Source organism: Nocardioides sp., from assembly GCF_030655615.1.
In the GTDB taxonomy this organism is placed as follows: Bacteria; Actinomycetota; Actinomycetes; order Propionibacteriales; family Nocardioidaceae; genus Nocardioides.
Map to the genome: position 1 here is coordinate 18833 of NZ_JAURVJ010000205.1, position 26242 is coordinate 45074.

The following is a 26242-nucleotide window of genomic DNA, read 5'->3' on the forward strand; positions in this document are numbered from 1 at the left end:
CCTCGTCGTCGAACGCGATGACGAGGGGTGAGGAGGCAGGAACGGTGACTACTTGGTCAGCCCGTCCTTGATGTCCTTCGCGGCGTCCTTGACCTTCTCGACGCCGTCCTTGATGGAGGCGGAGGCCTGGTCGCCCTTGCCCTCGGCGCGGAGCTCCTCGTCACCGGTGGCGGTGCCAGCGGTCTCCTTGCCCTTGCCCTTGAGGTCTTCGGCCTTGTTGCTGATCTTGTCTCCGAGTCCCATGGGGATCTCCATTCTTGTTCGGGTGGCGCGTCGAACGACCGCGTCCCTCCCAGCGAACCACGGTGGTGGGGACGGGAGTCCACCCTCGCGAGCGGGACGTCAGGTGAACTGGAGCACACCGTCCTCGATCTTGCCGGTCTTGATGGCGCGGAGGTCGACGTAGTAGTTCTGCTTGAGCGCCCACGGGGCCCGGTCGCCCTGGCGCGGCAGCCCGTCGAGCGCGCGCTGCACGTAGCCCGACGCGAGGTCCATGAACGGGCGCTCGCCGACGGTCTCGTCCTTGACCGGGACGACCGCGCTGGTGCCGGTCTTGTCCATGTGCGTGAGGAGGCGGACGACGTAGTCGCCGACGAGGTCGGCCTTGAGCGTCCACGAGGCGTTGGTGTAGCCGATCGTGAAGACGAAGTTGGGGATGCCACTGACCATCAGTCCCTTGTAGGTCATGGTCTCGCTCGGCACGAACGGCTCGCCGTCGACGGTGACCGCGATGCCCCCGAACAGCTTGAGCTTGAGGCCCGTCGCGCTGACCACGATGTCGGCCTCGAGCTCCCGTCCCGACGCCAGTCGGATGCCGGTCGGCGTGAAAGTGTCGATCGTGTCGGTGACGATGTCGGCCGAGCCAGCGCGCAGGGCGCGGAACAGGTCACTGTTGGGCACCACGCAGAGACGCTGGTCCCAGACGTTGTAGGGCGGCTGGAAGTGCTCGTCGTAGGACATCCCCTCGGGGAGCTGGCGCTCGGTGAGGTTGCGGACCATCTTCTTCATCGGGCCGGGGAACCGGCGGGCCAGCTGGTAGCTGCCGACGAGGCGCGCGATGTTCTTGGTGCGGACGATCGGGTAGCGGATCGCCTCGGGCAGCCTGCGCAGCGCGGTGGCCCAGGTGTCGGTGCCGGGCTGCGGGAGGATGTAGGTCGGCGTCCGCTGCAGCATGGTGACCTTGGCGGCGGTCGGCGCCATCGACGGCACCAGCGTCACGGCGGTCGCACCGGAGCCGATGACGACGACGTTCTTGCCCGCGTAGTCGAGGTCCTCGGGCCAGAACTGCGGGTAGACCACCTGCCCGCCGGCGGCCTCGAAGTCCTCACGGCCCGGGAAGACGGGCGCGTGGCCGGTCTCGTAGTCGTAGTAGCCGGTGGCGCCCCACAGGAACCCGGCGGTCATGGTGAGCTCGGCGCCGTCGTGGTCGATCGTCACGGTCCAGCGGGCGGTGTCGCTGTCCCAGGACGCGGCGGTCACCCGGTAGCGGTAGCGGATGAGCTTGTCGACGCCGTACTCCTCGGCGACCGTGCGCACGTAGTCGAGGATCAGGTCGCCGTCGGCGAGCGCGGTGTCGCTCGGCCACGGCCGCCACTTGTAGCCGAACGTGAACATGTCGGAGTCGGAGCGGATGCCGGGGTAGCGGAAGAGGTCCCACGTGCCGCCGCTCGCCTCGCGCGCCTCGAGCAGCGCGACGGTGCGGTCGGGGTGGCCGGTCTTCAGCTGGCAGGCGGCGCCGATGCCGCTCAGGCCGGCGCCCACGATGAGGACGTCGACGTGCTCGGGAGTGGTCATGCAGCGATCGTAGAACCTTATTGACAGATGTTCAACAGGCTGTGGGGCGGGCCATGCACGGTAGTCCCGGGCGAAATGGCCCCTGAGACGGGTCTTGAGGGGCCATTTCGCCCGGGACTATCGAACGGGTCAGGTCTGGACGGCGACGCCACGCTCGAGGAGGCCGTCGACGTCGGCGACGCCCCAGGCGGTGAGGGCGGCGCGGGTGTGCTCGCCGGAGCCGGGCGGGGGCCAGGTCAGCGACGGCTCGGTGCGGGAGAAGCGCGGGGCCGGCATCGGCTGGGTCATGCCGTCCTTCTCGACGAAGGTGCCGCGGGCCGCGAGGTGGGGGTGGTGGGGCGCCTCGCTGATCGGGATGATGCCCGCGACGCACGCGTCGGTGCCCTCGAAGATCTCGACCCACTCGGCCTGCGTCCTGCCGGCGAACGTCTCGGTGAAGACGGCACGCATCTCGTCGTAGCGGTCGAGGTTGGCCTGGCCGGGGCAGGTGTCCTTGACGCCGAGCGTCGCGACGAGGGCGTCGAAGAACTGCGGCTCGAGCGAGCCAACGCTGAGGTGCTTGCCGTCGGAGGTCTCGTAGATGTCGTAGAACGGCACGCCGCCGTCGAGCAGGTTGGCCGCGCGCTCCTCCTGGTAGCCCCCGCTGTTGGCGAAGGCGTTGGTCATCGCGTTGAGGTGGGCGGTGCCGTCGACGATCGCGGCGTCGACGACCTGGCCCTGGCCGGACACCTTTGCCTCGAGGAGGGCGGCGAGGATGCCGATGACGAGGTAGGTCGACCCGCCCCCGAAGTCACCCACCAGGTTGGCCGGGAAGTGCGGCTTGGCCTTGTCCTGGCCGAGGCCGAAGAGGGCGCCGGTGATGGCGATGTAGTTCATGTCGTGGCCGGCGGCGAGCGCGAGGGGACCTGTCTGGCCCCAGCCGGTCATCCGGCCGTAGACGAGGCGCGGGTTGACCGCGTGGCAGTCGTCCGGCCCCAGGCCGAGGCGCTCGGTGACGCCGGGTCGCATGCCCTCGACGAGGACGTCGGCGTCCTGGACCAGGTCGAGGACGACCTGGCGCGCCTCGGGGTTCTTGAGGTCGAGCGCGACGCTGGGACGGCCGCGGTTGAGCAGCATCGTCTTGCCGCCGGCGAGCGCCTGGCCGCCCGGACGCTCCACGCGGATGACGTCGGCACCGAGGTCGGCCAGGATCATGCACGCGTGCGGGCCCGGCCCGATCCCGGCGATCTCGACGACCTTGACGCCCCTCAGCGGTCCGGTGCCCTGCCCCAGCTCGACGGTCTTCTCAGTCATGGCTCGGATCATGCCAGTAGTGCTGTCACGGTCCGGATGCGTTCCAGACGAGGTCGGCCGGCCTCATCCGGGCAGGACGCGCCGTAGGAACTGCCGAGTGCGCTCCTCGCGCGGGGCGCTGAAGATCTCGGCGGGCGGGCCCTGCTCGAGGATGCGCCCCTCCGAGAGGAAGCAGACCGTGGTCGCGACCTCGCGGGCGAAGCTCATCTCGTGGGTGGCCAGGATCATCGTGGTGCCGCGCTCGGCGAGCTCGCGGACGATGGTGAGCACCTCGCCGACGAGCTCGGGGTCGAGGGCCGCGGTGATCTCGTCGAGCAGCAGCAGGTCGGGCCGGTTGCAGAGGGCGCGCACGAGGGCGACCCGCTGCTGCTGGCCGCCCGAGAGCCGGTCGGGGTGCTTGTCGACGTGGTCGGCGAGGCCGAACGTCGCGAGCAGGTCGCGGGCCCGCTCCTCGGCCTCGCGCCGGGAGAGCCCGTGCACGCGGCGCGGCGACAGGGTGCAGTTGTCGAGCACGCTCAGGTGCGGGAAGAGGTTGTAGGCCTGGAAGACCATCCCGACTCGTCGACGTACCTCCCGGGGGTCGACGCGCGGGTCGGAGATCTCACGGCCGTCGAGCCGGATCACGCCGTCGTCGACGTCCTCGAGCAGGTCGAGGCAGCGGAGCAGGGTCGACTTGCCCGAGCCCGACGAGCCGATCAGGCAGATGACGTCGTGGCGCCGCACGGTCAGCGACACGTCGTCGAGGACGACGCGGTCGCCGTAGGTCTTGCGCAGGCCGACCACCTCGAGGAGCGGGGTCCCGGCCGGCTGTCCGGGCTTCTTGCCGAGGTCGGTCATCGTGCGCCCGCCCGCTCGCGCTCGGCGTAGCGGCGCTGCAGCCAGTCGGTGAAGCGCGCCAGCGGCACGGTCATCACGATGAAGAAGCAGGCGACGACGACGAGCGGGGTGTAGTTGAAGTTGAAGTTGCCGTAGTCGCGGGCGGCGAAGACGGCGTCGAGGATGCCGGCGGCGGCCACGAGGGCGGTGTCCTTCTGCAGCGAGACGAAGTCGTTGAGGAGCGGCGGGAGGACGCGTCGCACGGCCTGGGGCACGACGACGAATCGCAGCGCCTGCGCCCGGCTCAGCGCGAGGGCCTCGGCGCTGGCGATCTGGGACGGGTGGATCGAGTCGATGCCCGCGCGGAACACCTCGGCGACGTAGGCGCCGTAGGAGAGGACGAGCGCGACGCCGGCCCAGAACAGGGCGCTGTTGGGGATGCCCTGCAGCTGGAGCGCGGGCATGCCGAAGGCGAGGAGGACGACGAGCAGGATCGTGGGGATGCCGCGGAAGACGTCGGTGTAGAGCGCCGCGAGCAGCCGGACCGGGACGAGGTAGGCCGAGCGGGCGGTGCGGGCCAGGGCGACCGCGAGGCCGAGCACGAGGATCACCGGCTCGCAGATCAGGAACAGCTTGACGTTGACCCAGAAGCCGTCGCGGACGGCGGGGAAGGACTCGCGGGCGTGGAACTCGTTGAAGAAGAGGTCCTTGACGCTCGGCCACCCCGGCGAGCTGACGATGGCCAGGCCGAGCCCGGCGAACACGACCACCGTGAGCGTGGTCGCGACGAGCACCGACTGCAGGCGTCGCCGTCGGCGGATGCCACGGCGCTCCCGCTCCCGCTTGCTCGGGGACCAGGCGTCGGTCACGGGAGCGTCGGGACGTCCACGACGTCGGAGAGCCACTGCTGCTCGAGGTCGGCGATGGTGCCGTCGTCGGTGAGGGTCGCGAGCGCCTGGTCGACGCACGGGACGAGCTCGCTGCCCTTCTCGAAGAGCATGCCGAACTCCTCGGCGTCGTCGCCGTCGACCTGGAACTGACCGACGATCGCGCTGTCCGGGATCTCGACCGCGCTGATGTAGAACGCCGTGGGGAGGTCGGCCAGGATCGCGTCGACCTGGTCGTTGAGGAGCGCCTGCTTGGCGGCGTTGGTGTCCTCGAAGACGCGCGGCTCGTTGGCGGGCTGGATGACGTCGCGGATCGCGGTCAGCGACGTCGTACCGGTCTGGGCACCGAGGTTGTAGTCGGCGAGGTCGGCGATGCTGGTCACGTCGGCGACAGGCGAGCCCTTGAGCGCGATCACCGCCTGCGCGGCCGAGTAGTAGCCGCTGGAGAAGTCGACGACCTTCTCGCGCTCGGGGGTGATGGAGACCTGGTTCATGTCGAAGTCGAACTTCTTGGCGCCCGGGGCGTAGGAGGTGTTGAAGGGGACCGTGACCCAGGTGACCTGGTCCTTGCTGAAGCCCAGCTCCTCGGCGACGGCGTAGGCCACCGCCGACTCGTAGCCCTTGCCGTTGGTGGGGTCGTTGTCGACGAACCACGGCTCGTAGGCCGGCGAGTCGGTGCCGATCGTGAGGGTGCCGTCCTCGAGGAGCGGCAGCGAGTCCACCGCGCAGTCGTCGGCGGCCGGGGTGTCGGAGCTGCCGGGGGTGCCGGCGCTCTCGGAGGAGCCCGAGGTGTCGGGGGCGTCGTCCTCGTCGTCGACCGGTGCGCAGGCGGTGGCCGCGAGGACGAGGAGGGGAACGGCGGCGAGGGCGGTACGGCGCAGACGCATGACAGGGATCGTAGAGCGGCCGACCGGCGTGTGGTGGGGTTGGTGGTGTGATCCGCGACCTGACCGACGACGAGGCGCGAGCCGCGCTCCCCTGCAAGTGGGGCGAGGTCGCGCCCGACGTGCTGCCGGCGTGGGTGGCCGAGATGGACTACGCCGTGGCCGAGCCGGTGCGCGAGGCCCTCCTGCGGGCGGTGACGGCGGGGATGACGGGCTACCCGCCGGGCGGCGCGGGCGGCGCGCTCGGCGATGCGTACGCCGGCTTCGCGGCCCGCCAGTTCGGCGCGACCGTCGACCCCGCACGCGTCGTGCCGACGGTCGACGTGACCGCGGGCGTGCGGATCGTGCTCGACGTGCTCGCACCGGCCGGCGGGCTGGTGTTCCCCGTGCCCGGCTACAGCCCCCAGCTCGCGATGGCCGACGTGACCGGCCGCGAGCGGCTCGACCTGGTGGTCGACCCCGACGCCGAGCGCGCCGAGCTCGACCTCGACCGGCTCGACCGGTTCTTCGCCGACGGCGCGCGGGTGCTGCTGCTGACCCAGCCGCACAACCCGTGGGGACGTGCGTTCAGCCGTGCGGAGCTCGAGGGCGTCCGCGACGTGGTCGTGCGGCACGGCGGGTTCGTGGTGTCCGACGAGATCCACGCGCCTCTCGTGCTCGACGGCCGCGAGCACGTCTCCTACCTGGCGGTCGACGGGACCGCCGACCACGCCGTCTCGGTGGTGTCGCCCTCCAAGGCCTTCAACACGGCCGGTCTCAAGTGCGCGCAGCTCGTCACCGCGTCGGACCTCCTCCACGAGCGGCTGCTGGCCGCGCCCGGGATCCACAACGACTCGTGGTCGGTGCTGGGACTGGTCGCGGCCGAGGCGTCCTACACGCACGGCGACGCCTGGCTGGCCGCGCTCCGGCGCCGGCTGGAGGACCAGCGCGACCTGCTCGTCCGGCTGCTCGCGGAGCACCTGCCGCTCGCGCGGCTGCGACCCGTCGAGGCGACGTACCTCGCCTGGGTCGACCTGCGCGCCTACGGCCACGACGACCCCGCGGCGCTCGCCCTCGAGCGCGAGCGGGTCCGGCTGGCGCCGGGGCACGACTACCAGCCGGGCCTCACCGGCCACGTGCGGCTCAACTTCGCGACCAGCGCCGACCGGCTGACCACGATCGTTCACCGCCTGGCTGCCGCGGTGACGCTCCCTCCCTCCTAGGGTGGCGCCCGTGAAGATCACCGTCATCGGCTGCGGCTACCTCGGCGCGACGCACGCGGCCTCGATGGCCGAGCTCGGCCACGAGGTGCTGGGCGTCGAGGTCGACCCGACCAAGCTGGCGTCGCTCCAGGCCGGCACCACGCCGTTCTACGAGCCCGGCCTCGACGAGCTGCTCGGCAAGCACGTCACCGCCGGCGGGCTGCGCTTCACCGACTCCATCGAGGAGGCCGGGGCGTTCGCCGACCTGCACTTCGTCTGCGTCGGCACGCCGCAGCTGGGCTCGAGCCTCGGCGCCGACACGTCCTACGTCGAGACGGCCGTGCGCTCGCTGGCCCCGCACCTCACGCGCCCGGCGTACGTCGTGGGCAAGTCGACGGTCCCGGTCGGTACGGCGGCCCGGATGGCCGGCCTGCTGTCCGAGCTGTCTCCCGTGGGCGGCGACGCCGAGCTCGTGTGGAACCCGGAGTTCCTGCGCGAGGGCTTCGCGGTCAAGGACACCCTCGAGCCCGACCGGATCGTCCTCGGCGTAGCCTCCGAGCGGGCCGAGCAGGCGCTGCGCGAGTTCTATGCCCCCATGGCCTCCGCCGGGACGCCGTTCGTCGTCACCGACTACGCCACCGCCGAGCTGGTCAAGGTCTCGGCCAACGCCTTCCTGGCCACCAAGATCTCCTTCATCAACGCCGTCGGCGAGGTGTGCGACGCCGCCGGCGCCGACGTGGTGGCGCTGGCCGACGCGATCGGCCACGACGCGCGCATCGGTCGACGATTCCTCAACGCGGGCATCGGCTTCGGCGGCGGCTGCCTGCCCAAGGACATCCGTGCGTTCGTGCACCGCGCCGGCGAGCTCGGCGTCGAGGACGCGATGTCGTTCCTGCGCCAGGTCGACGACATCAACCAGCGCCAGCGGCAGCGGGTCACCGCGATCGTCAAGGCGATGGTCGGTGGCTCCGTGGCCGGTGTCCGGGTCGGCGTGTGGGGCGCGGCGTTCAAGCCCGACTCCGACGACGTCCGCGACTCCCCCGCCCTCGACATCGCCGGCCGTCTCCACCTGCGCGGCGCGCACGTGTCGGTCTACGACCCCAAGGCGGCGCTGACGGCCGCGGCCCGCTTCCCGACCCTCGTCTACACCGACTCGGCCGTCGACGCGGCGCGTGGGGCCGACGTACTGCTGCACCTCACGGAGTGGCCGGAGTTCCGCACGGTCTCCCCCGACGAGGTCGGCTCGGTGATGGCCCACCGCCGCCTGCTCGACGGCCGCAACCTCCTCGACCTCCCCTCCTGGCGAGCCGCGGGTTTCGAGGCGCGCGGGCTGGGCCGGGCCTGACCGAGCGGTAGTCCCGGGCGAAATGGCCCCACACGCGCCGTCTCCGGGGCCATTTCGCCCGGGACTATCGTGCGGGTCGGCCTCGAGGAGGCGGCTGGGGCGAAAGCCCTCCCAGGTGGCGACGGTGCGGACGGGGTCGAGCAGGTAGTCGAGGTCGGCCTGCCAGGTGTGGCCGGTCGGGTTGCGGCGGAGCACGTAGCCGAGGCCGTGGGTGCGGTAGATCGCGGCGCCCATGGCCTGCAGGTCCTCGATGAGCTGGGCGTCGACCCACTTGCGGACGGCACGGAAGCCGCCGGCCTCGCGCAGCGCGGCACGGTCGACGAGCATCGTGCCGCCGGCGACGAACTTGGCGTAGACCTCGACGGGGTGGCCGCGCTTGACCGTCAGGTCGCGCTCGGCGAGGTAGTGCAGCTCGGCCGGCATCCCGACGAGCTCGGCCCCCGACCAGGCCCGGGCGCGGAGCAGGTCGGCGACGACGTCGGGGGCGTACCAGTCGTCGTCGTCCATCTTGAGCAGGACGTCACCCTGGGCCGCCCCGGCGGCGTCGTGCAGGACGTTGCCGAACAGCGTCGTCGAGCGGTGCGGCCGCACCTGCACAGAGACGCCGGGGCCGACGGCGTCCTGCACCCGGGCGACGTCGACCTCGAAGCCGTGGGGGGCGAGCACGAGCTCGAGCCGTTCGACGCCGCGCTGGCGGGCCACCTGGGCAAGGGCGAAGTCGAGCATGTCCTCGCGCCGGGTGGCGAGCAGGATGCTGACGCTGGGGTAGGTCGCCACGGGTACGCCGACCCGACGGCCGATCTCGGAACGCCAGGCCAGGGTGGAGAACCGGTCGAACGCGGCCCGTCGGAGAAGGACGCTGTGCTCCTCGCGCGCGACCGGGTCGCTCGGATCGAGCGGAGCAGTGATCGCGTCCTGGAGCGGTGCTCCGAGAAGGTCCGGCGCGGTCGCCGCGACGACGGGTACGCCGGCCATCGCCAGGGCAGCCGCCGCCGCGGTCGCGGCCGGGGTCCAGTCCGCGACCTCGACGACGCCGGCGGACCGGAGGCCCGCGACGACCTCGGGCGTGACCACGGGCAGGGTCGCGACGTCGACCGCGGGGCCGTCGGCGTACGGCGTGAAGCCCGTCGGGTTGAGCACCCGCTCGTCGAGAGGCCCGATGCCACCGGGGCCGGGCTCGAGGGAACGGACGTCGACCGGCACGTCGTCGGTCCCGCCGCCGACGCGCAGCCCGCGGCCACCGAGGCGGTCGCCCCACACCGCCTGGCGCCCGACCTCGGCGAGCACGTCGGCGACGTCGACGGACGAGGCAAAGCGGAGCACCGTCCACCAGCCGCCACCGGCCCGCCTGGAGCGGAGCTCGGTGAGGGCGGGCCACTCGGGTCGGGGCACCAGGGTGACGGCGCCGGTGCCGCCGTGGAGGCCGACGACGCTGGTCCGGACACCGGCGACGAGGCCGCCGTCGCGTGGCGAGGCGACGACCGCGACCCGGGGGTAGCGGCCGGGGGCCGAGTCGGGCGCGAGCAGGAGCGAGCCCTCCCCGCGGTCGAGGAACCGGCGTACCGGCGGCGGCAGCCCCGCCCGCCCCGGCACCCCAGGCACGTCAGACATCGAAGCGCGCCGCGCGCCGGACCAGCGGGCGCTCCCGCTGCCGGAGCCAGTCGGTGAGGACGTGGTCGACGACGTGGACGCCGGGCGGCGCGGTGACGTGGTGCAGCCCCTCGACCGAGCCGGCGGAACCGTCACGGATGGCGCGGTCGACCTCCTGCTCGCGGCGCTTGCGCTGCACCCGCGAGGCCGGGAAGTCGTCGTCGGGGCTCCAGTGCGCGAGCTCGTCGGCGTCGAGCCACTTGACCTCGACGCACATGCCCTCGGGGGCGATGATCCGCTCGGCGGACGGCGGGAACTCACGCACCTCCCACTCGAAGGCCTTCACGTAGGTGAAGTCCGGGCCCATCGGATAGATCCACGGCTCGAGGAACCGCGAGCCGAGGTCGATCCAGGCCTCGGCCTCGTCGACGACGACGATCGGGTGGCGCGGCACCGCGACCACGGCGCCGGAGCCCTGGAGCTGCCAGGACAGGTCGCGCAGGATGCCGGCGCCGTCGGGGGTGAGCGCCATGTCGCCGTCCCACTTCATCGAGTACGTCGTGCGCACGTGGGCGAACGACCAGTTGTAGAAGTGGGTCAACGAGTGCACGGAGTCGGGCGGGGTCGCGAGGTGCTCGGAGCCGGCCCGGCTGACGCGGTGGGGGTAGGACGTGCCGGTGTAGCGGTCGGTCGCGCCGGCCTCGTCGGCCAGTCGTTGCGCCAGCTCGGGCGTGCCGTCGGTCGACCCGTTGTCGACGAGCACGACGTGGTCGACGGCCTCGAGCATCGCGGGCAGCACCCAGGGCAGGTTGCGGGCCTCGTCCTTGACCCGGAAGACGCAGGTCAGCCCGGGCGTGGCGGTCCCCCCGTGGTTCCACGACCAGCGGACGTCGTAGGCCGGATCCCCTTCCAGGCTGGGGATGTCGGCGCCGCGGAGCGACATCAGCGGGCGCGTCCGATGGCCTTGCGGAGGCGTTGGCGCGCGGCCGGCGGCACCATCGCGCGCAGGGTGTGCGGGACGCGGTCGGCGCCTCGCTTGACCACGGCGTTGACCGGGGCCGGCAGCGTGGCCAGCCCCTCGCGACGCGCGGCCAGCGCGGTGGAGTGGGCGATGGCCTCGGCGTCGGCGTAGAGCGCGGCGTAGGTCGAGCGCAGCTCGTCGAGCCGGTCGTGGACGGCCGGCACGTCGCCGTCGGGGTCGGCGAGGAGGTCGAGCTGGTCCCAGGTGTCCTGGGCGAGGTCGCGCAGCGGCGCGGGCACCTCGAGGTCGTCCCAGGTGTGCGAGACCCGGCGCAGGCCCGGGTCGATGAAGGCGTGGACCGCCCGCACGTGGTTGGCGTTGGCCTCCTGCAGCGACGTCAGGTCGAAGCGGCGCCCGATGTCGAACAGCGGGATCGTCCAGTCGTCGAGGAGGTCGGCGTAGCGGACGAACTTGCGGGTCGCGCCCCGCGTGGCCCGCTCGGTGTGCAGCATCATGTTGACCCAGGCGGCGGTGCGCTGGACCTCACCGGCCGCGGCGGGACCGTTGGCGGCGTAGTAGGTCTGCTTGCTGCCGACGACCTCGGCGGGCGGGCGGAGCATCGTGACGTAGGCGGGGGTGGCGTCGCAGCGGATCGCGGCCGAGCGCCAGAGCCCGACGAACCAGGCCAGGCGCGGGTCCTTGACGACCAGCTCGGGTCCACCGGTGGTCAGCTGCTCCTCGAGCCAGGTGTGCAGCCGCTCGCGCGACGGCTCGAACCCGGCGAGCTTGCCGGCCTCGAACCAGGCCGCCGGACGCGCGTCGGAGACCTGCACGTTGCAGCGCTTGAGCAGCTCGGCGTGGAAGTCGACGACCCACTGCGGCTCGCCGAATCCCTTGGGGTTGGTGGCGTCGGCCGCGACCTCGGGCTGCGGCACGTGCATGCCGAGGGTGCGCAGCGCGCCCGCCATCGTGCTGGTGCCGCTGCGGCCGGAGCCGACGACGAAGACGACGCGACGTTTGACCGGCTCCTCCACGGGGGGCACGTTATCTGTCCCCCAGCGCCTTCTCGATGCGCACCCAGGCCTCGTCGGAGTCGACCGGCGGCCCGCCGGTGCGCGGGTAGTGGCGGGGCCGGACGCGCTCGCTGGGCCCGAACCCGGCGCGCGGGCCCGTCAGCCGCTGGGCTCCGGCGATCGCCGTGACGACGTCGTCGAGGTCCTCCCCCGGTGTCGCGACGCGACGGGCCCGCGCGAACGCCGCGGTGCGCTCGACCCGGACGACGGAGCCGTCGGGGAGGTCGACCAGGCGCAGGCCGTCGTGGGTGTGCTCGAGGTGGAGCAGCGCCTTCTCGAGCGCCGGCGGCCGCGGGGCGAAGGCGGCGCCGGGGAGGGTGAGGCGGAACGTGGCCGCCGGCCGGGTCTCGGGGAGGTGGTCGAGGAGGGTGACCCGCGGGTCGCCGGCGTACGTCGTGTGGACGACCCGGGTGGGCAGGCTCGCCTCGTCGAGCACGCCGGCCCGCTCGTCGTGGAGCGCCGACCAGTCGCCGAGGAGGGTGACCGTGAGGTCGTGCAGGCTGCTGCCGAGGACGGCGTCGACGGTGGCCGTCACCGCGTCGGCGGGGTGGCCGCGGGTGTCGAGGACGACCTCGAGGTAGGGCTCGCGGTAGCTCCGCCCGGGGTGACGCTTGGCGCGCAGCGGCGGCGCGGCGTCGGCGAGGAACGGGTCGTTGTAGGCGTTGACCTGGTCGCGGCGCGCCATCACGTGGGTGTGGCCGAGGTGCCAGCTCAGCGCCTCGGCGTCGGGGACGAAGACCGCCCCGGCCGCGCCGAGACGGGCGCCGAGGGCGATGTCCTCGCCGAGCCGGAGCGAGGTGTCCATGCCGCCGGAGTCGAGGTAGAGGTCGCGGCGGACGGAGGCGGTCGCGCCGGCGTGGGTGCGGAGGGCGTTCCAGCCGGCCTGGCGCAGCCGGTCGGTGCGGCCGTAGATCTCCTCGACCCAGGCGTGCGGCTGACGGTCCTGGCCCGCGAAGAGGGCGGCGACGCCGTCGCGCTCCACGGTCGCGCGGACCTCGGCCGGCGTGAGCGCGAGGACCGGGGCCGGGTCGACGAACCACTTGTCGCCCAGCACGACGACGTGGTCGACCAGGTGGTGCCACCGCGCCTGGGCCTCGACCTCGTGACGCTCGGCCAGCATGTCGGCGTCGAGCCAGTGCAGGACGTCGCCGTCGGCGGCCAGCGCGCCGGTGTGGCAGGCGTTGGCGCGGCCCCAGCCCTCCTCGACGTGGACGACGCGGGTGCGCTCGGGCCTCACCTCCGGGAGCGTCAGCCCGCCCGGGCCGTCGTCGGCGACGACCACCTCGAGCAGGTGCGCCGGATAGGTCTGCGCGGCGAGACCGGCGAGCACGGCGGGCAGCAGCCGCTGGGCGTCGTACGCCGGGATCACGACGCTCACGGCGAGCGTCGGCTCCCACGCGTCGAGGGCGGGCGGCACGAGGGTCTGCCACTCGTTGCGGCGCACCCGGGGCTGGCCCTGGTGGGGAGCCCGGCCGCCCATCAGAGGTCCATCAGCGCGCTCGGTCGGAAGCCGTCCCAGCGGGCGAGGAGCGACTCGGGGCGCAGGAAGTAGTCGAGACCGGGGTCCCAGGTGTGGCCGGAGGCCTGGCGCCGGAGCACGTAGCCGAGGCCGTGGGTGCGATAGACCCGGCCGCCGGCACGGAGGACCTGGTCGAGCACGTGGGCGTCGACGAAGCGGGGGGCCGGGCGCCAGCCGCCGAGCTCGCGGAGCAGGGTGCGGTCGAGCATCATCGTGCCGCCGGCCACGACGGAGCCGTAGTTCTCGCTGGGTCCCCTGCGGCGGACGGTCGCGTCCACCTCCTCGAGGTGGACGAGCTCGGCCGGCATCCCGACGACCTCGGCGCCGCTGTAGTGGCGGGCCAGCAGCAGGTCGGTGACGACGTCGGGTCCGTACCAGTCGTCGTCGTCCATCTTGAGCACGACGTCGCCCTGCGCCGCGTCGGTGGCGAGGCGCAGCAGCTCTCCGAAGGAGATGTCGGTGGTCGCCGTCACGATGCTCGTGGCGACACCGCCCAGCTCGGAGGCGGCGTCCACCAGATCGGGATCGGGGGTGAACCCGTGGGCGGCGAGCACCAGCTCGACCTCGGCGCCGGGGAGCGTGCGGCGCTGGCGCGTGACCTGGACCAGGGCGTGGGCGAGCAGGTCGGGCCGCCGGGTCGGCAGCAGGATGCTGACCGACGGAAAGCCGACCGGGCGCACGCGGGCGGTGGTGGCCAGCCCGACGCGTCCGGCGACGAGCGAGTGGTCCGTGAGCGCGGCCCGCCGCTGACGCACCGACAGCTCCTCGCGGCGCAGCGCGTCGTCGAGGGACACCTCGTCGTCCGTCACCGGCAGCCAGGCCGGTGGGTCCGCGACGAGGAGCGGGATGCCGCTCATCGCCAGGCCCGCGACCAGGCTGTGGTCGTGGCCCGGCGCCAGCCGCACGCCCTGGGCGTCGCGGAGGTCGCGCACCAGTGACGGGCTGATCGGGCTGTGCGGGTCGAGGTCGACCACCGGTCGGGTCCACTCGCGACGGAAGCCGATGGGGTTGTAGACGCCCTCGTCGACCGTCTCGGGCCGGTCGGCCAGCAAGACCGAGACCGGCGCCCGGCCGGTCGCCTCGCTCACCACGGGCGGCGTGGGCGGCTCGACGACGACGTCGGGCGGGTGCTTGGTCGCCGGGTCGTCGAAGGGCTCCCGCTCCCGGGCGACCCGGAGGCCGCCGTGTCCCCAGGCCGCGGGCGCCGCACCGCGGGCGAGGGCGCGGAGCACCGGCAGCACCTCGAGGCGCTCGGCGAACTCGATGCGGGTCCAGCCCACCTGGGCCTCGACCACGGCTGGCGGCGGCCAGGCGGGGTCGGGCCGCAGGGTCAGCACCCGGTCGTGGTCGGCGAGGACGACCCCGACGACCCGGGCCCAGCCGGTCGCGCCCACCCGCAGGACCTGGCGGCGCAGGTCGTCGACGTCGGTGGCGACCAGCACGACGGTGCGGAAATGACCCTCGGGCTTGTCGTCGGCGACCTCGACGACGGTGGTCTCGTCGGGGGTGTGCTGGAGCTCGACGTCGCTGAGGACGAGGGCCGGCAGGCGGGCCCCGTCGAGCAGGGTGGCGAGAGCGTCGGCGACGGCGTCGGCAACGTCGGGCATGCGCCTACGGTAGAGCCCGTGCTGAGCCCTGAGGACGCCGCAGCGCTCGTGCTGCCCAGCCGGCTCTTCGACGAGGAGTGGTACGCCGGGCTGGTCGGCCGCTCGTTCGCCTCGCGGGCCGAGGCGGTCGCGCACTGGGTCGCCCAGCCGGGCGACGACGCGCCGCACCCGCTGTTCGAGCCGCTCTGGCTCTATCCCCGGGGCTGGTGGCGGCAGCACGCTCCGGACCCGCTCTCCTACTACCTGTCGCGTGCGGAGCGGAAGGGCCGGTCGCCGCACCCGCGCTACCCGCAGGCCGAGCTAGGCCCGCTCGAGGACTGGCTGGTCGACCACGAGCCCGCCGAGCTGCTCGCACCGGTCGTCGCGCGCGCCGCCCCGGGCAAGGTCGTGGTGCGCCCGACGAGCGACGACCTGGGTCAGCTCGTCCGCTGGGCCCGCCACCTGGCGGCCTCCCAGCCCGACGCGACCGTCGACCTCACGCGCCTCGAGGGGGCGGCGGAGCGGACCCTGGCCTCCGTCGCGGCCGACCTGCCGTCGGTCCACGTCGGGGGCACGCTCCCGGACCGGCACGGTGTGACCGTCACGGTCGACGACGGGGTGGCCCCGCCGCGCTGGCGCTGGCTCGAGCCGCTGCTCGCCGCGCTCGACCGGCCCGGGGTGTCCGGGGTGCAGCCGGTGCTCGTCGGCGACGACCGCACGATCACCGCTCCGGCACTGCTCGGGCACCCGGTCTCGTCGCTCGACCGGCTCGACGGGACCGAGCTCGGTGAGCGGTTCCCGGGCGTCGAGGCGCGGCGTGCCGATGCCGGGGAAGCCGCCGAGGGCGTGCGGGTGCTGACGACGGCGTCGTGGCTGCCCGGCCCGCGCCACGCCGTACCGGCACTGGACGCGCTCCTGCCGACACCGACCGGGCTGCGCTGGTCGATCGACATCGCGGCCGGCGCGTCCCCGATCGGGCGGCGGTGGGGCGACTGGCACTTCGCGCGGTCCCTGGCCGACGCCCTCGAGCGCCTGGGCCAGTCGGTCGAGATCGACCACCCCGAGACCCGCGGCCGGGCGACCCGCGCCGAGACCGACGTCGTGCTGGTCGTGCGCGGCCTCGAGCGCGTCGCCCCCCAGCCCGGTGCGGTCAACCTCCTCTGGGTCATCAGCCACCCTGAGGACGTGACGCCCGAGGAGCTGGCCGGGTTCGACGTCGCCTACGCCGCCGGCACCGCCTGGGCCGCGCGCCACGGCGTCCGCCCGCTGCTCCAGTGCACCGACACCACGCGGTTCCACCCCGGGGCAGGCGAGGCCGACCCCGCGGGCGGCGCGCTGTTCGTCGGCAACGCCCGCGGCGGACCCCGGCCGGTCGTCACGGCGGCCCTCGCGGCCGGCGTACCCCTGCGGGTCGTCGGCAGCGGCTGGTCCGAGCACGGCGTGGAGGTCGCGGCCGACCGGATCGCCAACGAGGACCTGCCCGCGGCCTACGCGACCGCGGGCGTCGTCCTCAACGACCACCACGACGGGATGCGCAGCGAGGGCTTCGTCTCCAACCGGGTCTTCGACGTGCTGGCCGTCGGCGGCCGGCTGCTCACCGACGAGGTCCCGGGCCTCGCCGACGCCGTCGGGGCCGACGTCCCGACGTGGCGGACGGACGACGACCTCGCCCGCCTCGCGCGCCCGCCGTACGACGCGTGGCCCGGGCCCGACGAGCGCCGCGCCCTGGCCGAGCGGATCGTCGCCGAGCACTCGTTCGACGCCCGCGCGGCCACGTTCCTGGCCGCGGCGCGGGCGCACCTAGACTCCGGCGGGTGAGCAACGCCCCCCAGCAGCCCGGCCAGATCACGCCCGACCCCAGCATCCCGCTGCCGCCGCTGCACCTGCGGATGGGCGGCCGGCACTTCAAGCAGGACGCCGACTTCGTCGCCGCCGGGGTCCGCGACGCCAAGCTGCTCCGCCAGCGCGCCGGGCTCGGCCGCCGCAAGCGCGTCCTCGACTGGGGCTGCGGCGCGGGCCGGCTCGCGGTCGGGATCAAGCACCTGATCGGCAACGTCGCGGACTACCACGGCGTCGACATCCAGCCCGAGCTGCTCAACTGGGCCAAGGACCACCTCAGCGACGAGCACACGCGGTTCACGCTCGTCGACGCCCACAACGCGCGCTACAACCCCGACGGCACGCCGTCCTTCGAGATCCCGGCCGACGACGCCAGCGTCGACGTGCTCTACGCCTACTCGGTGTTCAGCCACATGCTGACCCACGACCTGGCCGGCTACGGCGCGACCATCGCCCGGATCCTCGCGCCCGACGGGCACGCCTGGATCACGGCGTTCGTCGAGGAGGACGTCCCCGACTGCGTCGAGAACCCCCCCGACTATCTCAAGCTCGAGTGGTCCGGCGCCCTGCACTGCGTGCGCTACGACCGCCGCTTCCTCGAGGCCACCCTGTGGGAGGCCGGCCTCGCCGTCGACGAGTTCGTCTACGGCAAGGAGACCGACGGCCAGTCGATGTACGTCCTCCGCAAGCGCTGAGTCAGCCGCGCGAGCGGATCTGGGCGGCGATGACCTCGGCGTACCACTGGTAGGAGCGCTTGGGGGTGCGGACGAGGGTCTCGAAGTCGACGTGCACGAGGCCGTAGCGCTGCGAGAGGCCCTCGGCCCACTCGAAGGCGTCGAGGAGCGACCACACGTAGAAGCCGCGTACGTCGACCCCGCGCTCGCACGCGGTGGCGACGGCGCGCAGGTGGGCGTCGAGGTAGTCGATGCGCAGCTGGTCGTCGACGACGCCGTGCGCGTCGGGCTCCGTGCCGTAGGCCGCCCCGCACTCGGTGATGACGATCGGCGGCAGCGCGGCGCGGAAGCGGGCGCGGAAGGTGATCAGCCACTCGCGCAGGGCATCGGGCACGACGGTCCAGCCCCGGTCGGTGCGGGGGTAGCCGACCATCTCGAAGACCTCGAACGGCAGGTCGGCCTCGTCGGGGGCCGCGGCGATCCGGATCGGGCTGTAGTAGTTGACGCCGTAGAAGTCGAGGGGCTGGCGGATCGTCGCGAGGTCGCCGGGCTGCACCAGCTCCTCCATCAGCGGGGCGATGTCGACCGGGTAGTGGCCGAGCAGCATCGGCTCGAGGAACATGCCGTTCCACAGGGAGTCGAAGAGCTTGCCGGCGCCGACGTCGGCGGGGTCCTCGCTGCCGGGCCAGATCGGCGCGTGGTTGTTGGCGCAGCCGACCTCGCGCGCGCCGGCCGAGCGGAGCGCGGCGACGCCGTGGCCGTGGGCCATCAGCACCTGGTGGCAGACGTGCAGCGCGTCGAAGAGCAGCCGGTGGCCGGGCGCCTGGGTCCCGAGGCCGTAGCCGAGCATCGCCGCGACGTTGGGCTCGCTCAGCGGCACCCACGCCGGCACCCGGTCGGCCAGCCGCTCGCCGACGACGGCCGCGTAGTCGCCGAAGGCGTGGGCCGTGGCGGGGTTGAGCCAGCCACCGTCGTCCTCGAGGGCCTGCGGCAGGTCGTGGTGGTAGAGCGTGACCATCGGGTCGATGCCCTGCTCGAGCAGGCAGTCGACGAGCCGGTCGTAGAAGTCGAGGCCGGCCGCGTTGACGGGGCCCCGGCCCGACGGCACGACCCGCGACCACGACACCGAGAAGCGGTAGGAGCCCACTCCGAGCCGGCCGAGGAGGGCGACGTCCTCCTCGCTGCGGTGGTAGTGGTCGGCGGCCACGTCGCCGGTGCTGCCGTCGGTGATCCGGCCGGCCTGGTGGCTGAAGGTGTCCCAGATGCTGGGCCCCCGGCCGTCCTCGGCGACGGCACCCTCGACCTGGTAGGCCGCGGTCGCCGCACCGAGCACGAAGCCCGGGGGCAGCTGGGGGACGCCGTCGGCGGGGGGAGGCGGCGGCACCTGCACAATGATGCCCGTGAGCACCGAGATCCGCCGGGGAACTGACCGCTTGGTCGATCGCGAGGCCGGACGGCGCACGCAGCACTCGTTCGCCTTCGGGGCGGCCTACGACGCCGACAACCTGCGGTTCGGCCCGATGGTGTGCCACGACGACCACCTGCTGGGCGACGGTCGCGGCTTCGAGACCCACCGCCACAGTGGTCTGGTCATCGTCACCTACGTCGTCAGCGGCGCCCTCGCACACACCGGCCCCGACGGCACGACGCGGGTCGAGCCCGGTCAGCTCGCGGTGCTCCACACCGGTGACGGCGTCGAGCACAGCGAGGTCGCGGCCGCGCCCCAGACCCGGTTCGTCCAGGTGTGGCTGACCGCGCCCGACGACCAGCCGGCCGAGCCGTCGTACGACGTCGTCAGCGGCGACACGGTCGAGCCCGTCCCGGGTGCCCGGCTCGACGTCCTCCGCCTCGGTGGCGGCGAGACGGGCTCGCTGCCGGCCGCACCGCTCTCGCACGTCTACGTCGCCCGCGGCGCGCTGCTCCGCTCGTCGATGGCCGAGCCGCTGCAGGAGGGCGACGCCTTCCGGTTCACCGACGAGCCCGCCCACGAGGTCACCGCCGGCGTCGCCTCCGAGCTGCTCGTGTGGTCCTTCGCCTGACGGTCAGTTGACCGGGCCGACGACGGCCAGCGCGGAGGGCAGCACCTCGACGACGGCGGGAGCGCCGGCGAGGCCCGGGAGCACGCCCAGCGGCTCGCCGTCGCCACCGACGCTTACCGGGTGACGGGCGTCGGCCGCGACCTCGACCCGGGTGCCGCGGAGCACGGTGACCTCGGGGAGGCCGACGTGGCGGCCGTCGTAGACCTTCGGAAGGGCGCGCACCAGGGCGAGCTTGTGGGCGGCCTCGATCACCACGACGTCGAGGAGGCCGTCGTCGACGCTGGCGTCGGGGGCGATCTTCATGCCCTTGCCGTAGTAGGCGGAGTTGGCGACGACGACGCTGGCGGCGGCGTAGTCGCGCGACTCACCGTCGACCGTCACGCGGAACCGCGCCGGCTGGTAGGTGGCGATGGCCCGGAGGGCGGCGTAGGGGTACTGCAGGGTCTTGGGCAGGCGGTGCGCACGGTCGACGATCTCGCCGGCGCGGGCGTCGATGCCGCAGTAGACCGAGCCGGCCACGCGACGGGCGGTGGCGCCCGGTGGGGTCCAGGAGACGAGGTCGACCCGGCGTACGGCGCCCTCGAGCAGCATCCGGGCCTGGGCCTGCGGCCCGGCGGCGGCGTCGGGCAGGCCGAGCATCCGCGCGAAGTCGTTGCCGCGTCCGGCCGGGAGGACCGCGAGGGTGCCGCCCACCGTCGAGACCGCGCCGGCGAGCGACGAGAGCATCCCGTCGCCGCCGACCGAGACGACCACGTCACCGCGGGCGACGGCGGCGTCGACGAGGCCCGCCATGGCCTTGGGTCCGGGCGAGTAGGTGACGTCGACGGTCGCGCCGGCGTCGCGCAGCAGGCGCGCGACCGGGACGACGGCGCCCGGAGCGGCTCCGCCGCCGGAGGCGGGGTTGACCAGGAAGGAGTAGCTCCTCATGGGATCAGGACGCCCGGGTTGAGGACGCCGGTCGGGTCGAGGTCGGCCTTGACCGCCCGCAGCACCGAGCCACCGAGCTCGCCAATCTCGTGGGTCAGCCACGGCTTGTGGTCGGTGCCGACGGCGTGGTGGTGGGTGATCGTGGCGCCGGCGGCGACCATCGCGTCGCTGGCGGCGGCCTTGGCGGCGGCCCACTGCGGGAGCGCGTCGGCGTCGGCCTTGACGGCGACGGTGAAGTAGAGCGAGCAGCCGGTCTCGTAGACGTGCGAGACGTGGCAGAGCACCATCGCGTCGTCGCCGAGCGAGGCGGCCAGGGCGGCCTTGACGTCGGCGTAGAGCCGCGCGCGGTTGCTCCACCAGGTGGCGGTCTCCGTCGTCTCGACGAGGACGCCGACGTCGAGCATCGAGTCGCGCAGGTAGGGCGCGTCGAAGCGCCCGTGGGCCCACGCGTCGCCCGGATCGGTGCCGAGAGCGACGCCGCCGAGGCCCTCGAGCACCGCCGTGACGGCGACCCGCTTGGCCTCGACCGCGGCGGGCTCGCCCTCGTAGCCGGTGATCATCAGGCACCCACCCGACTCCGGACCGCCGATGGCGTCCGGCCGCGCCAGGTTGATCGCGGTCTCGTTCTCGTCGCTGAGCCGGATGACCGTCGGCAGCATCCCGGCCTGGGCCAGCGTGCGCATCGCGTCGGCGCCGGCATCGAAGGACGGCCACCGCCAGCTCTCGTAGACCTTGACCGCCGGCAGCCGGCGGACCCGGACGGTCACCTCGGTGATCACGCCGAACGCGCCCTCCGAGCCGAGCACCAGCTGGCGCAGGTCGGGGCCGGCGGCGTTGGCGGGCGACGAGCCGAGCACCCACTCGCCCCGCGGCGTCGCGACCCGGAGCCCCATGACCAGGGCGTCGAACCGGCCGTAGCCCGCGCTGCTCTGCCCGCTGGAGCGGGTGGCGGCGAAGCCGCCGATGGTGGCGTACTCGAACGACTGCGGGAAGTGCCCCAGCGTCAGCCCCTGCTCGGCGAGCAGCGACTCGGCCTCGGGGCCGCGCAGGCCGGGCTCGAGCGTCGCGGTCATCGAGACGGGGTCGACGGCGACGAGGCGCTTCATCCGCACCAGGTCGAGGCTCACCAGCCCCGCGTAGCCCTCCCGGCGCGCGACCAGGCCGCCGGTGACCGACGTACCGCCGCCGAAGGGGACGACCGCGACGCGGTGCTCGACGGCCCAGGCGAGGACGGCGGCGACGTCGTCGTGCCCGCCGGGGCGTACGACGACGTCGGGTGCGTCGGCCAGGTCGCCGGCGCGGGCGCGGAGCAGGTCGGGGGTCGACTTGCCGCGGGTGCGCAGCCGGCGCGTGGTGTCGTCGGTTAGCACGTGCTGGGCGCCGAGCACGCCGCGGAGCCGCTCGAGCGGACCGGCGTCGAGACCGGACGCCGGCAGCGGCGCCTCGTCGACGGCGGGCCGCTCGTCGAGGCCGAAGGCGAGCTCGACGAGCCCCCGGGCGGACTCGGGGAGGGCGGCGGCGCGGGCCGGGTCGCCCCAGCGCTGGGGGTGCATCTCGGACTGGACGAAGCGCGTCATGTGTTACAGTGTGACACATGACGTCACTTCGTCACAACGATGAACCCGCCGCCCCCCAGGACGGCTACCTCGACGCCGCTCGGGCCTGCCTGCTCGACGTCGGCTGGCGGCGCACGACGCTCACCGAGGTCGCGCGCCGGGCCGGGGTCTCGCGGATGACGATCTATCGCAGCTGGGCCGACATGCCGACCCTGCTCGGCGACCTGATGACGCGCGAGTGGACCGCGATCGTCGCCGCGACGGCACCGACCGGGGTCCTGGTGGACCGGATGGTCGCGACGATCCGTGCGCTGCGGGCCAACGAGCTCTTCGTGCGGATCGTCGAGGTCGACCCCGAGCTGGTGCTGCCCTACCTGCTCGCCCGTCGCGGCCGGTCCCAGGACCTCATCCTCGCCATCGCCGAGGCCGCGATCGTCGAGGGCCAGGCGGCCGGCACGGTCCGGGCCGGCAACCCGACCGCGATCGCCCGCACGCTGGTCCTCGCCGCCCACGGGTTCGTCCTGTCGGCGCACACGATGGTCGACGACCGCGTGAGCGAGGCCGAGCTCGACGCCGAGCTCGCGCTCGTCCTGTCCCGGACCCTGGCGCCATGACCGGCCCCGCGACCGCCACCCGGATCACCCCCGGCCTCGCCGGCGCCCCCACCGCGGTCGACGTCGTCGTCGTCGGGCTGGGCGTCACCGGCGCCGGGGTAGCGCTCGACGCCGTGGCACGCGGCCTCTCGGTGCTGGCCGTCGACGCCCACGACCTCGCGTTCGGCACGTCGCGCTGGTCGTCCAAGCTCGTCCACGGCGGCCTGCGCTACCTCGCCAACGGCCAGGTCGGCGTCGCCATGGAGAGCGCGACCGAGCGCGGCGTCCTCATGGAGGTCACCGCACCTCACCTCACCCACGCGATGCCCTACGTCGTCCCGTTCACCGCCGGCACCACCCAGCCGCAGCGCGCGATCACCCGCGCCGGGCTGCGCGCCGGCGACCTGCTGCGGCGCAGCGCCGGGACCTCCGTCGGCACGCTGCCCGCGCCGCGGCGGCTGTCGACGACCGAGATCCTCCAGATGGCGCCGGGCCTGCGCTCCGCCGGGCTCGCCGGCGGCATGCTGTCGTGGGACGGCCAGCTCGAGGACGACGCCCGCCTCGTCACCACCATCGCCCGCACCGCAGCCGAGCGCGGCGCCCACGTCCGCACCCGCGCCCGCGTGCTCAGCGCCACCGGCACCTCGGTGCGGCTGCGCGACGAGCTCACCGGGTCGTCCTACGAGGTCGAGGCGCGGGCCGTGGTCAACGCGACCGGCGTCTGGGCCGGCGACCTGGTCGACGAGGTGACCCTGCGTCCGAGCCGCGGCACCCACCTGGTGCTCCGCGCCGAGACGCTGCCCGGCCTCACCGCGGCGGTCTTCGCGCCGGTGCCGGGGGAGAGCAACCGGTTCGTGATGGTGCTGCCGCAGCCCGACGGCACCCTCTACGTCGGCCTCACCGACGAGCCCGTCGAGGGCGAGGTGCCCGACGTGCCGACGCCGTCCGACGCCGAGATCGGCTTCCTGCTCGACGTGGTCGCGGCGTCGTTCGACCGGCCGCTGCACCGCTCCGACGTCGTCGGCGCCTACGCCGGCCTGCGCCCGCTGCTCGACACGTCGGAGTCGGAGGGCGGCGGCTCGACCGCCGACCTCTCCCGCAGGCACGCCGTCCTCACCAGCCGCACCGGCGTCGTGACCATCGTCGGCGGCAAGCTGACGACCTACCGCCGGATGGCCAAGGACGCCCTCGACACCGTGCGGGAGCAGACCGGCCTCGGCGGCCCCTGCGTCACGGCCGGGCTGCCCCTCCTCGGCGCCGCCCCCCGGTCCGAGCTCGCCGCGCTCGAGCAGCCGCGCCGGCTGGTGCGCCGCTTCGGCACCGACGCGGCCCTGGTCCTCGAGAGCGCCCGTGAGGTCACCGGCCTCACCGACGACGAGCTGCTCGCCCCGGTCACCGACACCATCCCGGTCACCCTCGCCGAGCTCGTCTTCGGCGTCACCCACGAGGGCGCGCACGACGCCGCCGACCTGCTCGACCGGCGTACCCGCGTCGGCCTCGTCCCCGCCGACCGCGACGCCGCCCTCGCCGCCGCCGAGCGCGCCCTCGCCCTGGTGTCGGCCGCCCGGTCGCGATAGTCCCCCACCAACGGGATTCTGGAACGACTCCAGAATCCCGTTCGTGAGGGACTACCGCGGCGGAGTCGGAGGGAGGGCCGATGACTTTCACCCTCGACCGCGGTCGGTACTTGAAGGCAGACTGACCAGCGGCGGGAGACCGGCATGACCACAGTGGCGCACGACGGGACGGCGACGACGGTGACGACGGACAGCACGACCACGACGGAGCTCGACGACTTCGACGGGCTGACCGCCCGCTACCAGCGCGAGCTGATGGCCCACTGCTACCGGATGAGCGGCTCGGTGCACGAGGCCGAGGACCTGGTGCAGGAGACGTTCCTGCGCGCCTGGAAGGCGAGCGCGACGTTCCAGGGCCGCAGCTCGGTGCGCACCTGGCTCTACCGGATCGCCACCAACGTGTGCCTCACCAACCTCGAGGGCAAGCCCCGGCGGCCGATGCCGGCCGGGCTCGGTACGTCGGACCAGATGGCCGGCGACGCGCTCGAGGAGAACCACGAGATCGCCTGGCTCGAGCCGGTCCCCGACGCGGCGGTCGTCGTCGCCGAGCGCGACACGCTGCGCCTCGCGTTCGTGGCCGCCCTCCAGCACCTGCCGGCCCGCCAGCGCGCGGTGCTGATCCTGCGCGACGTGCTCCGCTGGAGCGCCGCCGAGACCGCCGACGCGCTCGAGACGACCGTCGCCGCCGTCAACTCCGCCCTGCAACGGGCCCACGCCCAGCTCGGCGAGCGGGCCCTCACCGAGGACACCGTCGTCGAGGACCTCGACGACCGGCAGCAGGCGCTCCTCAACCGCTACCTCGAGGCCTTCTGGGCCAAGGACATCGACACCATCGTCGGGCTGCTCAAGCACGACGCCACCTGGGACATGCCGCCGTTCACCAACTGGTACCGCGGCTCCGCCAACATCGGCGAGCTGATCGGCACCAAGTGCCCCGGCGGGACCCACGACATGCCGATGATCCGCACGGTCGCCAACGGCCAGCCGGCCTTCGGCCTCTACATGCGGATGCCCGACGGCCACTTCGAGCCGTTCCACCTGCAGGTCCTCCACCTCGACGGCGACCGGGTGCGGCACGTGTCGGCGTTCTTCGAGCGACGGCTGTTCGCGACGTTCGGCCTGCCGGAGAGCCTCCCGGCCGACTACGTCCCGACCGCTCACGTCACCGCTCCCGTCCCCGACTGAGCGCGCCGTGGCCAACCCCGACGCCGGGGTCGAGCTGCTCGAGCGCGCCCTCGCCTACACGCGCGGCACCCTCCTGCACGTCCGGCCCGCCCACCTCCACCGGCCGACGCCCTGCGCGGGCTGGGACCTCGACCGGCTGCTCGACCACATGGACGACGCGCTCGACGCGTTCACCGAGGGTGCCGTGGGCGTGATCACCCTCGACCCGACCCCTCGCGCGCTCGACGTCCGGGTCGCGACGCTGCAGCTCAAGGCCTGCGGGCTGCTCGGCGCGTGGAGCGCCCCCGGCACGCCCGGCACCGTCGTGGTGGGCGGTCTCCCGGTGCCAACGCCCTACGTCGTCCGGCTGGCCGCCGTCGAGATCACCACCCACGGCTGGGACGTCGCCCAGGCCACCGGCCGCGCGACGCCCGTCCCCGACGGCCTCGCGCGCGCCCTGCACCGCTCCGCCGAGGTGCTGGTCGACGACAGCGACCGCGGCGACCGCTTCGCCGCGCCCCTCACGCCCCACGCCGGGGCCGGTCCGGGCGAGCGGCTGATGGCCTTCCTGGGCCGCGCCGACCGGACGCGCGCGGCGTCGGATGCTCTCCGGACCAGACCGGCCTGACTGGTCCACCTGGCCGACTTCGGCCATGTTTCAGGCATTCGACGGACGTGGGCGCGCCCTGTTTCCTAGGTTGGGGGCCATGGTCGCCGCCCCGCTCCACGCCTTCGAGGTCACCCTTGACGCGTCCGTGGTCGCGGCGCACGACCTCGTGCGACGCGGGCGCATCCGCCGGGCGATCGTCGACCTGACCGTACTCCGTGCCGAGTCCGGCGGCGGCTCGGCCGCCACCCCTGTCGTCGCCACCGCCCTCCTCGCCGAGTGCCACCTCGCACAGGGCGACCTCGGCGCCGCGCTCGCCCTCGGCGACGAGCTCGCC

General features: G+C 73.8%; 24 protein-coding genes. 11 read left to right on the plus strand and 13 right to left on the minus strand.

The features are described from left to right. Positions 1-48: 48 nt before the first annotated feature. The 6 genes from Q7T52_RS17630 to Q7T52_RS17655 all read right to left on the minus strand — a co-directional run bounded on the left by Q7T52_RS17630 (position 49) and on the right by Q7T52_RS17655 (position 5677). Positions 49-243, minus strand: a complete 195-nt coding sequence (locus Q7T52_RS17630; RefSeq protein ID WP_304804773.1) for a CsbD family protein — start codon at positions 241-243, stop codon at positions 49-51. 99 nt (positions 244-342) lie between these two features. Next, a complete protein-coding gene (locus Q7T52_RS17635) occupies positions 343-1794 on the minus strand; it encodes an NAD(P)/FAD-dependent oxidoreductase (protein ID WP_304804775.1) in 1452 nt (483 codons plus the stop codon). 129 nt (positions 1795-1923) lie between these two features. Further along, positions 1924-3087 carry a CaiB/BaiF CoA-transferase family protein gene (locus Q7T52_RS17640; RefSeq protein ID WP_304804776.1) on the minus strand — a complete coding sequence of 388 codons (1164 nt, stop codon included), beginning with the start codon at positions 3085-3087 and terminating at the stop codon, positions 1924-1926. Between the two features lie 63 nt (positions 3088-3150). Next, positions 3151-3924, minus strand: a complete 774-nt coding sequence (locus Q7T52_RS17645) for an amino acid ABC transporter ATP-binding protein (protein WP_304804777.1) — start codon at positions 3922-3924, stop codon at positions 3151-3153. Next, positions 3921-4772 (minus strand): amino acid ABC transporter permease, encoded by an 852-nt coding sequence (locus Q7T52_RS17650; RefSeq protein ID WP_304804778.1) that lies wholly within the window; start codon positions 4770-4772, stop codon positions 3921-3923. The genes Q7T52_RS17645 and Q7T52_RS17650 overlap by 4 nt, the downstream gene beginning before the upstream one ends. After that, positions 4769-5677, minus strand: a complete 909-nt coding sequence (locus tag Q7T52_RS17655; RefSeq protein WP_304804780.1) for an ABC transporter substrate-binding protein — start codon at positions 5675-5677, stop codon at positions 4769-4771. The genes Q7T52_RS17650 and Q7T52_RS17655 overlap by 4 nt, the downstream gene beginning before the upstream one ends. Before the next feature lie 47 nt (positions 5678-5724). Between Q7T52_RS17655 and Q7T52_RS17660 the strand changes: the two genes are divergently transcribed. From Q7T52_RS17660 to Q7T52_RS17670, 3 genes are all read left to right on the plus strand, one after another. Further along, positions 5725-6876 (plus strand): MalY/PatB family protein, encoded by a 1152-nt coding sequence (locus Q7T52_RS17660; protein WP_304804781.1) that lies wholly within the window; start codon positions 5725-5727, stop codon positions 6874-6876. 10 nt (positions 6877-6886) lie between these two features. Continuing rightward, positions 6887-8200: a UDP-glucose/GDP-mannose dehydrogenase family protein gene (locus tag Q7T52_RS17665; RefSeq protein WP_304804783.1), complete on the plus strand. Its 1314-nt coding sequence runs from the start codon at positions 6887-6889 to the stop codon at positions 8198-8200. A gap of 69 nt (positions 8201-8269) precedes the next feature. After that, a complete protein-coding gene (locus Q7T52_RS17670) occupies positions 8270-9868 on the plus strand; it encodes a hypothetical protein (protein WP_304804785.1) in 1599 nt (532 codons plus the stop codon). On the opposite strand, the gene Q7T52_RS17675 is transcribed toward Q7T52_RS17670, so the two are convergent. The 4 genes from Q7T52_RS17675 to Q7T52_RS17690 are packed head-to-tail and all read right to left on the minus strand — an operon-like array spanning position 9804 to position 14950. Next, positions 9804-10733: a hypothetical protein gene (locus tag Q7T52_RS17675; RefSeq protein WP_304804787.1), complete on the minus strand. Its 930-nt coding sequence runs from the start codon at positions 10731-10733 to the stop codon at positions 9804-9806. The two genes, Q7T52_RS17670 and Q7T52_RS17675, sit on opposite strands and share 65 nt — an antisense overlap. Beyond that, positions 10733-11785, minus strand: coding sequence for a sulfotransferase family protein (locus tag Q7T52_RS17680; protein WP_304804789.1), 1053 nt, complete (start codon positions 11783-11785; stop codon positions 10733-10735). The genes Q7T52_RS17675 and Q7T52_RS17680 overlap by 1 nt, the downstream gene beginning before the upstream one ends. A gap of 10 nt (positions 11786-11795) precedes the next feature. After that, the gene (locus Q7T52_RS17685; RefSeq protein ID WP_304804791.1) at positions 11796-13304 is read right to left on the minus strand and encodes a glycosyltransferase family 2 protein; all 1509 of its coding nucleotides are present in this window, start codon (positions 13302-13304) and stop codon (positions 11796-11798) included. Continuing rightward, the gene (locus Q7T52_RS17690; RefSeq protein WP_304804792.1) at positions 13304-14950 is read right to left on the minus strand and encodes a glycosyltransferase family 2 protein; all 1647 of its coding nucleotides are present in this window, start codon (positions 14948-14950) and stop codon (positions 13304-13306) included. Before Q7T52_RS17690 ends, Q7T52_RS17685 begins: the two co-directional genes overlap by 1 nt. 18 nt (positions 14951-14968) lie before the next feature. Here Q7T52_RS17690 and Q7T52_RS17695 point away from each other — a divergent pair, with 18 nt between their 5' ends. Then, on the plus strand, positions 14969-16747 hold the full coding sequence (locus Q7T52_RS17695; protein ID WP_304804794.1) for a glycosyltransferase: 1779 nt from the start codon (positions 14969-14971) through the stop codon (positions 16745-16747). Continuing rightward, positions 16744-17463, plus strand: coding sequence for a class I SAM-dependent methyltransferase (locus tag Q7T52_RS17700; protein ID WP_304804796.1), 720 nt, complete (start codon positions 16744-16746; stop codon positions 17461-17463). The genes Q7T52_RS17695 and Q7T52_RS17700 overlap by 4 nt, the downstream gene beginning before the upstream one ends. 1 nt (position 17464) lies before the next feature. On the opposite strand, the gene Q7T52_RS17705 is transcribed toward Q7T52_RS17700, so the two are convergent. After that, a complete protein-coding gene (locus Q7T52_RS17705) occupies positions 17465-18826 on the minus strand; it encodes a GH1 family beta-glucosidase (protein WP_304804798.1) in 1362 nt (453 codons plus the stop codon). Positions 18827-18842: 16 nt separating this feature from the next. Here Q7T52_RS17705 and Q7T52_RS17710 point away from each other — a divergent pair, with 16 nt between their 5' ends. Beyond that, the gene (locus Q7T52_RS17710; RefSeq protein ID WP_304804800.1) at positions 18843-19481 is read left to right on the plus strand and encodes a pirin family protein; all 639 of its coding nucleotides are present in this window, start codon (positions 18843-18845) and stop codon (positions 19479-19481) included. Between the two features lie 3 nt (positions 19482-19484). Here the strand turns inward: Q7T52_RS17710 and Q7T52_RS17715 are convergent, their stop codons facing one another. Further along, positions 19485-20408, minus strand: coding sequence for a diacylglycerol kinase family protein (locus Q7T52_RS17715; RefSeq protein ID WP_304804802.1), 924 nt, complete (start codon positions 20406-20408; stop codon positions 19485-19487). Further along, positions 20405-21985, minus strand: a complete 1581-nt coding sequence (locus Q7T52_RS17720) for an FAD-binding oxidoreductase (protein ID WP_304804804.1) — start codon at positions 21983-21985, stop codon at positions 20405-20407. The genes Q7T52_RS17715 and Q7T52_RS17720 overlap by 4 nt, the downstream gene beginning before the upstream one ends. 17 nt (positions 21986-22002) lie before the next feature. Between Q7T52_RS17720 and Q7T52_RS17725 the strand changes: the two genes are divergently transcribed. From Q7T52_RS17725 to Q7T52_RS17745, 5 genes are all read left to right on the plus strand, one after another. Next, positions 22003-22578: a TetR/AcrR family transcriptional regulator gene (locus Q7T52_RS17725; protein WP_304804806.1), complete on the plus strand. Its 576-nt coding sequence runs from the start codon at positions 22003-22005 to the stop codon at positions 22576-22578. Then, on the plus strand, positions 22575-24134 hold the full coding sequence (locus Q7T52_RS17730; protein WP_304804808.1) for a glycerol-3-phosphate dehydrogenase/oxidase: 1560 nt from the start codon (positions 22575-22577) through the stop codon (positions 24132-24134). The genes Q7T52_RS17725 and Q7T52_RS17730 overlap by 4 nt, the downstream gene beginning before the upstream one ends. 144 nt (positions 24135-24278) lie before the next feature. Further along, positions 24279-25319, plus strand: a complete 1041-nt coding sequence (locus Q7T52_RS17735; RefSeq protein ID WP_304804810.1) for a sigma-70 family RNA polymerase sigma factor — start codon at positions 24279-24281, stop codon at positions 25317-25319. 7 nt (positions 25320-25326) lie between these two features. Beyond that, positions 25327-25926: a TIGR03086 family metal-binding protein gene (locus tag Q7T52_RS17740; RefSeq protein WP_304804812.1), complete on the plus strand. Its 600-nt coding sequence runs from the start codon at positions 25327-25329 to the stop codon at positions 25924-25926. 79 nt (positions 25927-26005) lie between these two features. Beyond that, positions 26006-26242 (plus strand): hypothetical protein (locus Q7T52_RS17745; RefSeq protein ID WP_304804814.1); only part of this gene is annotated, 237 nt, incomplete at its 3' end.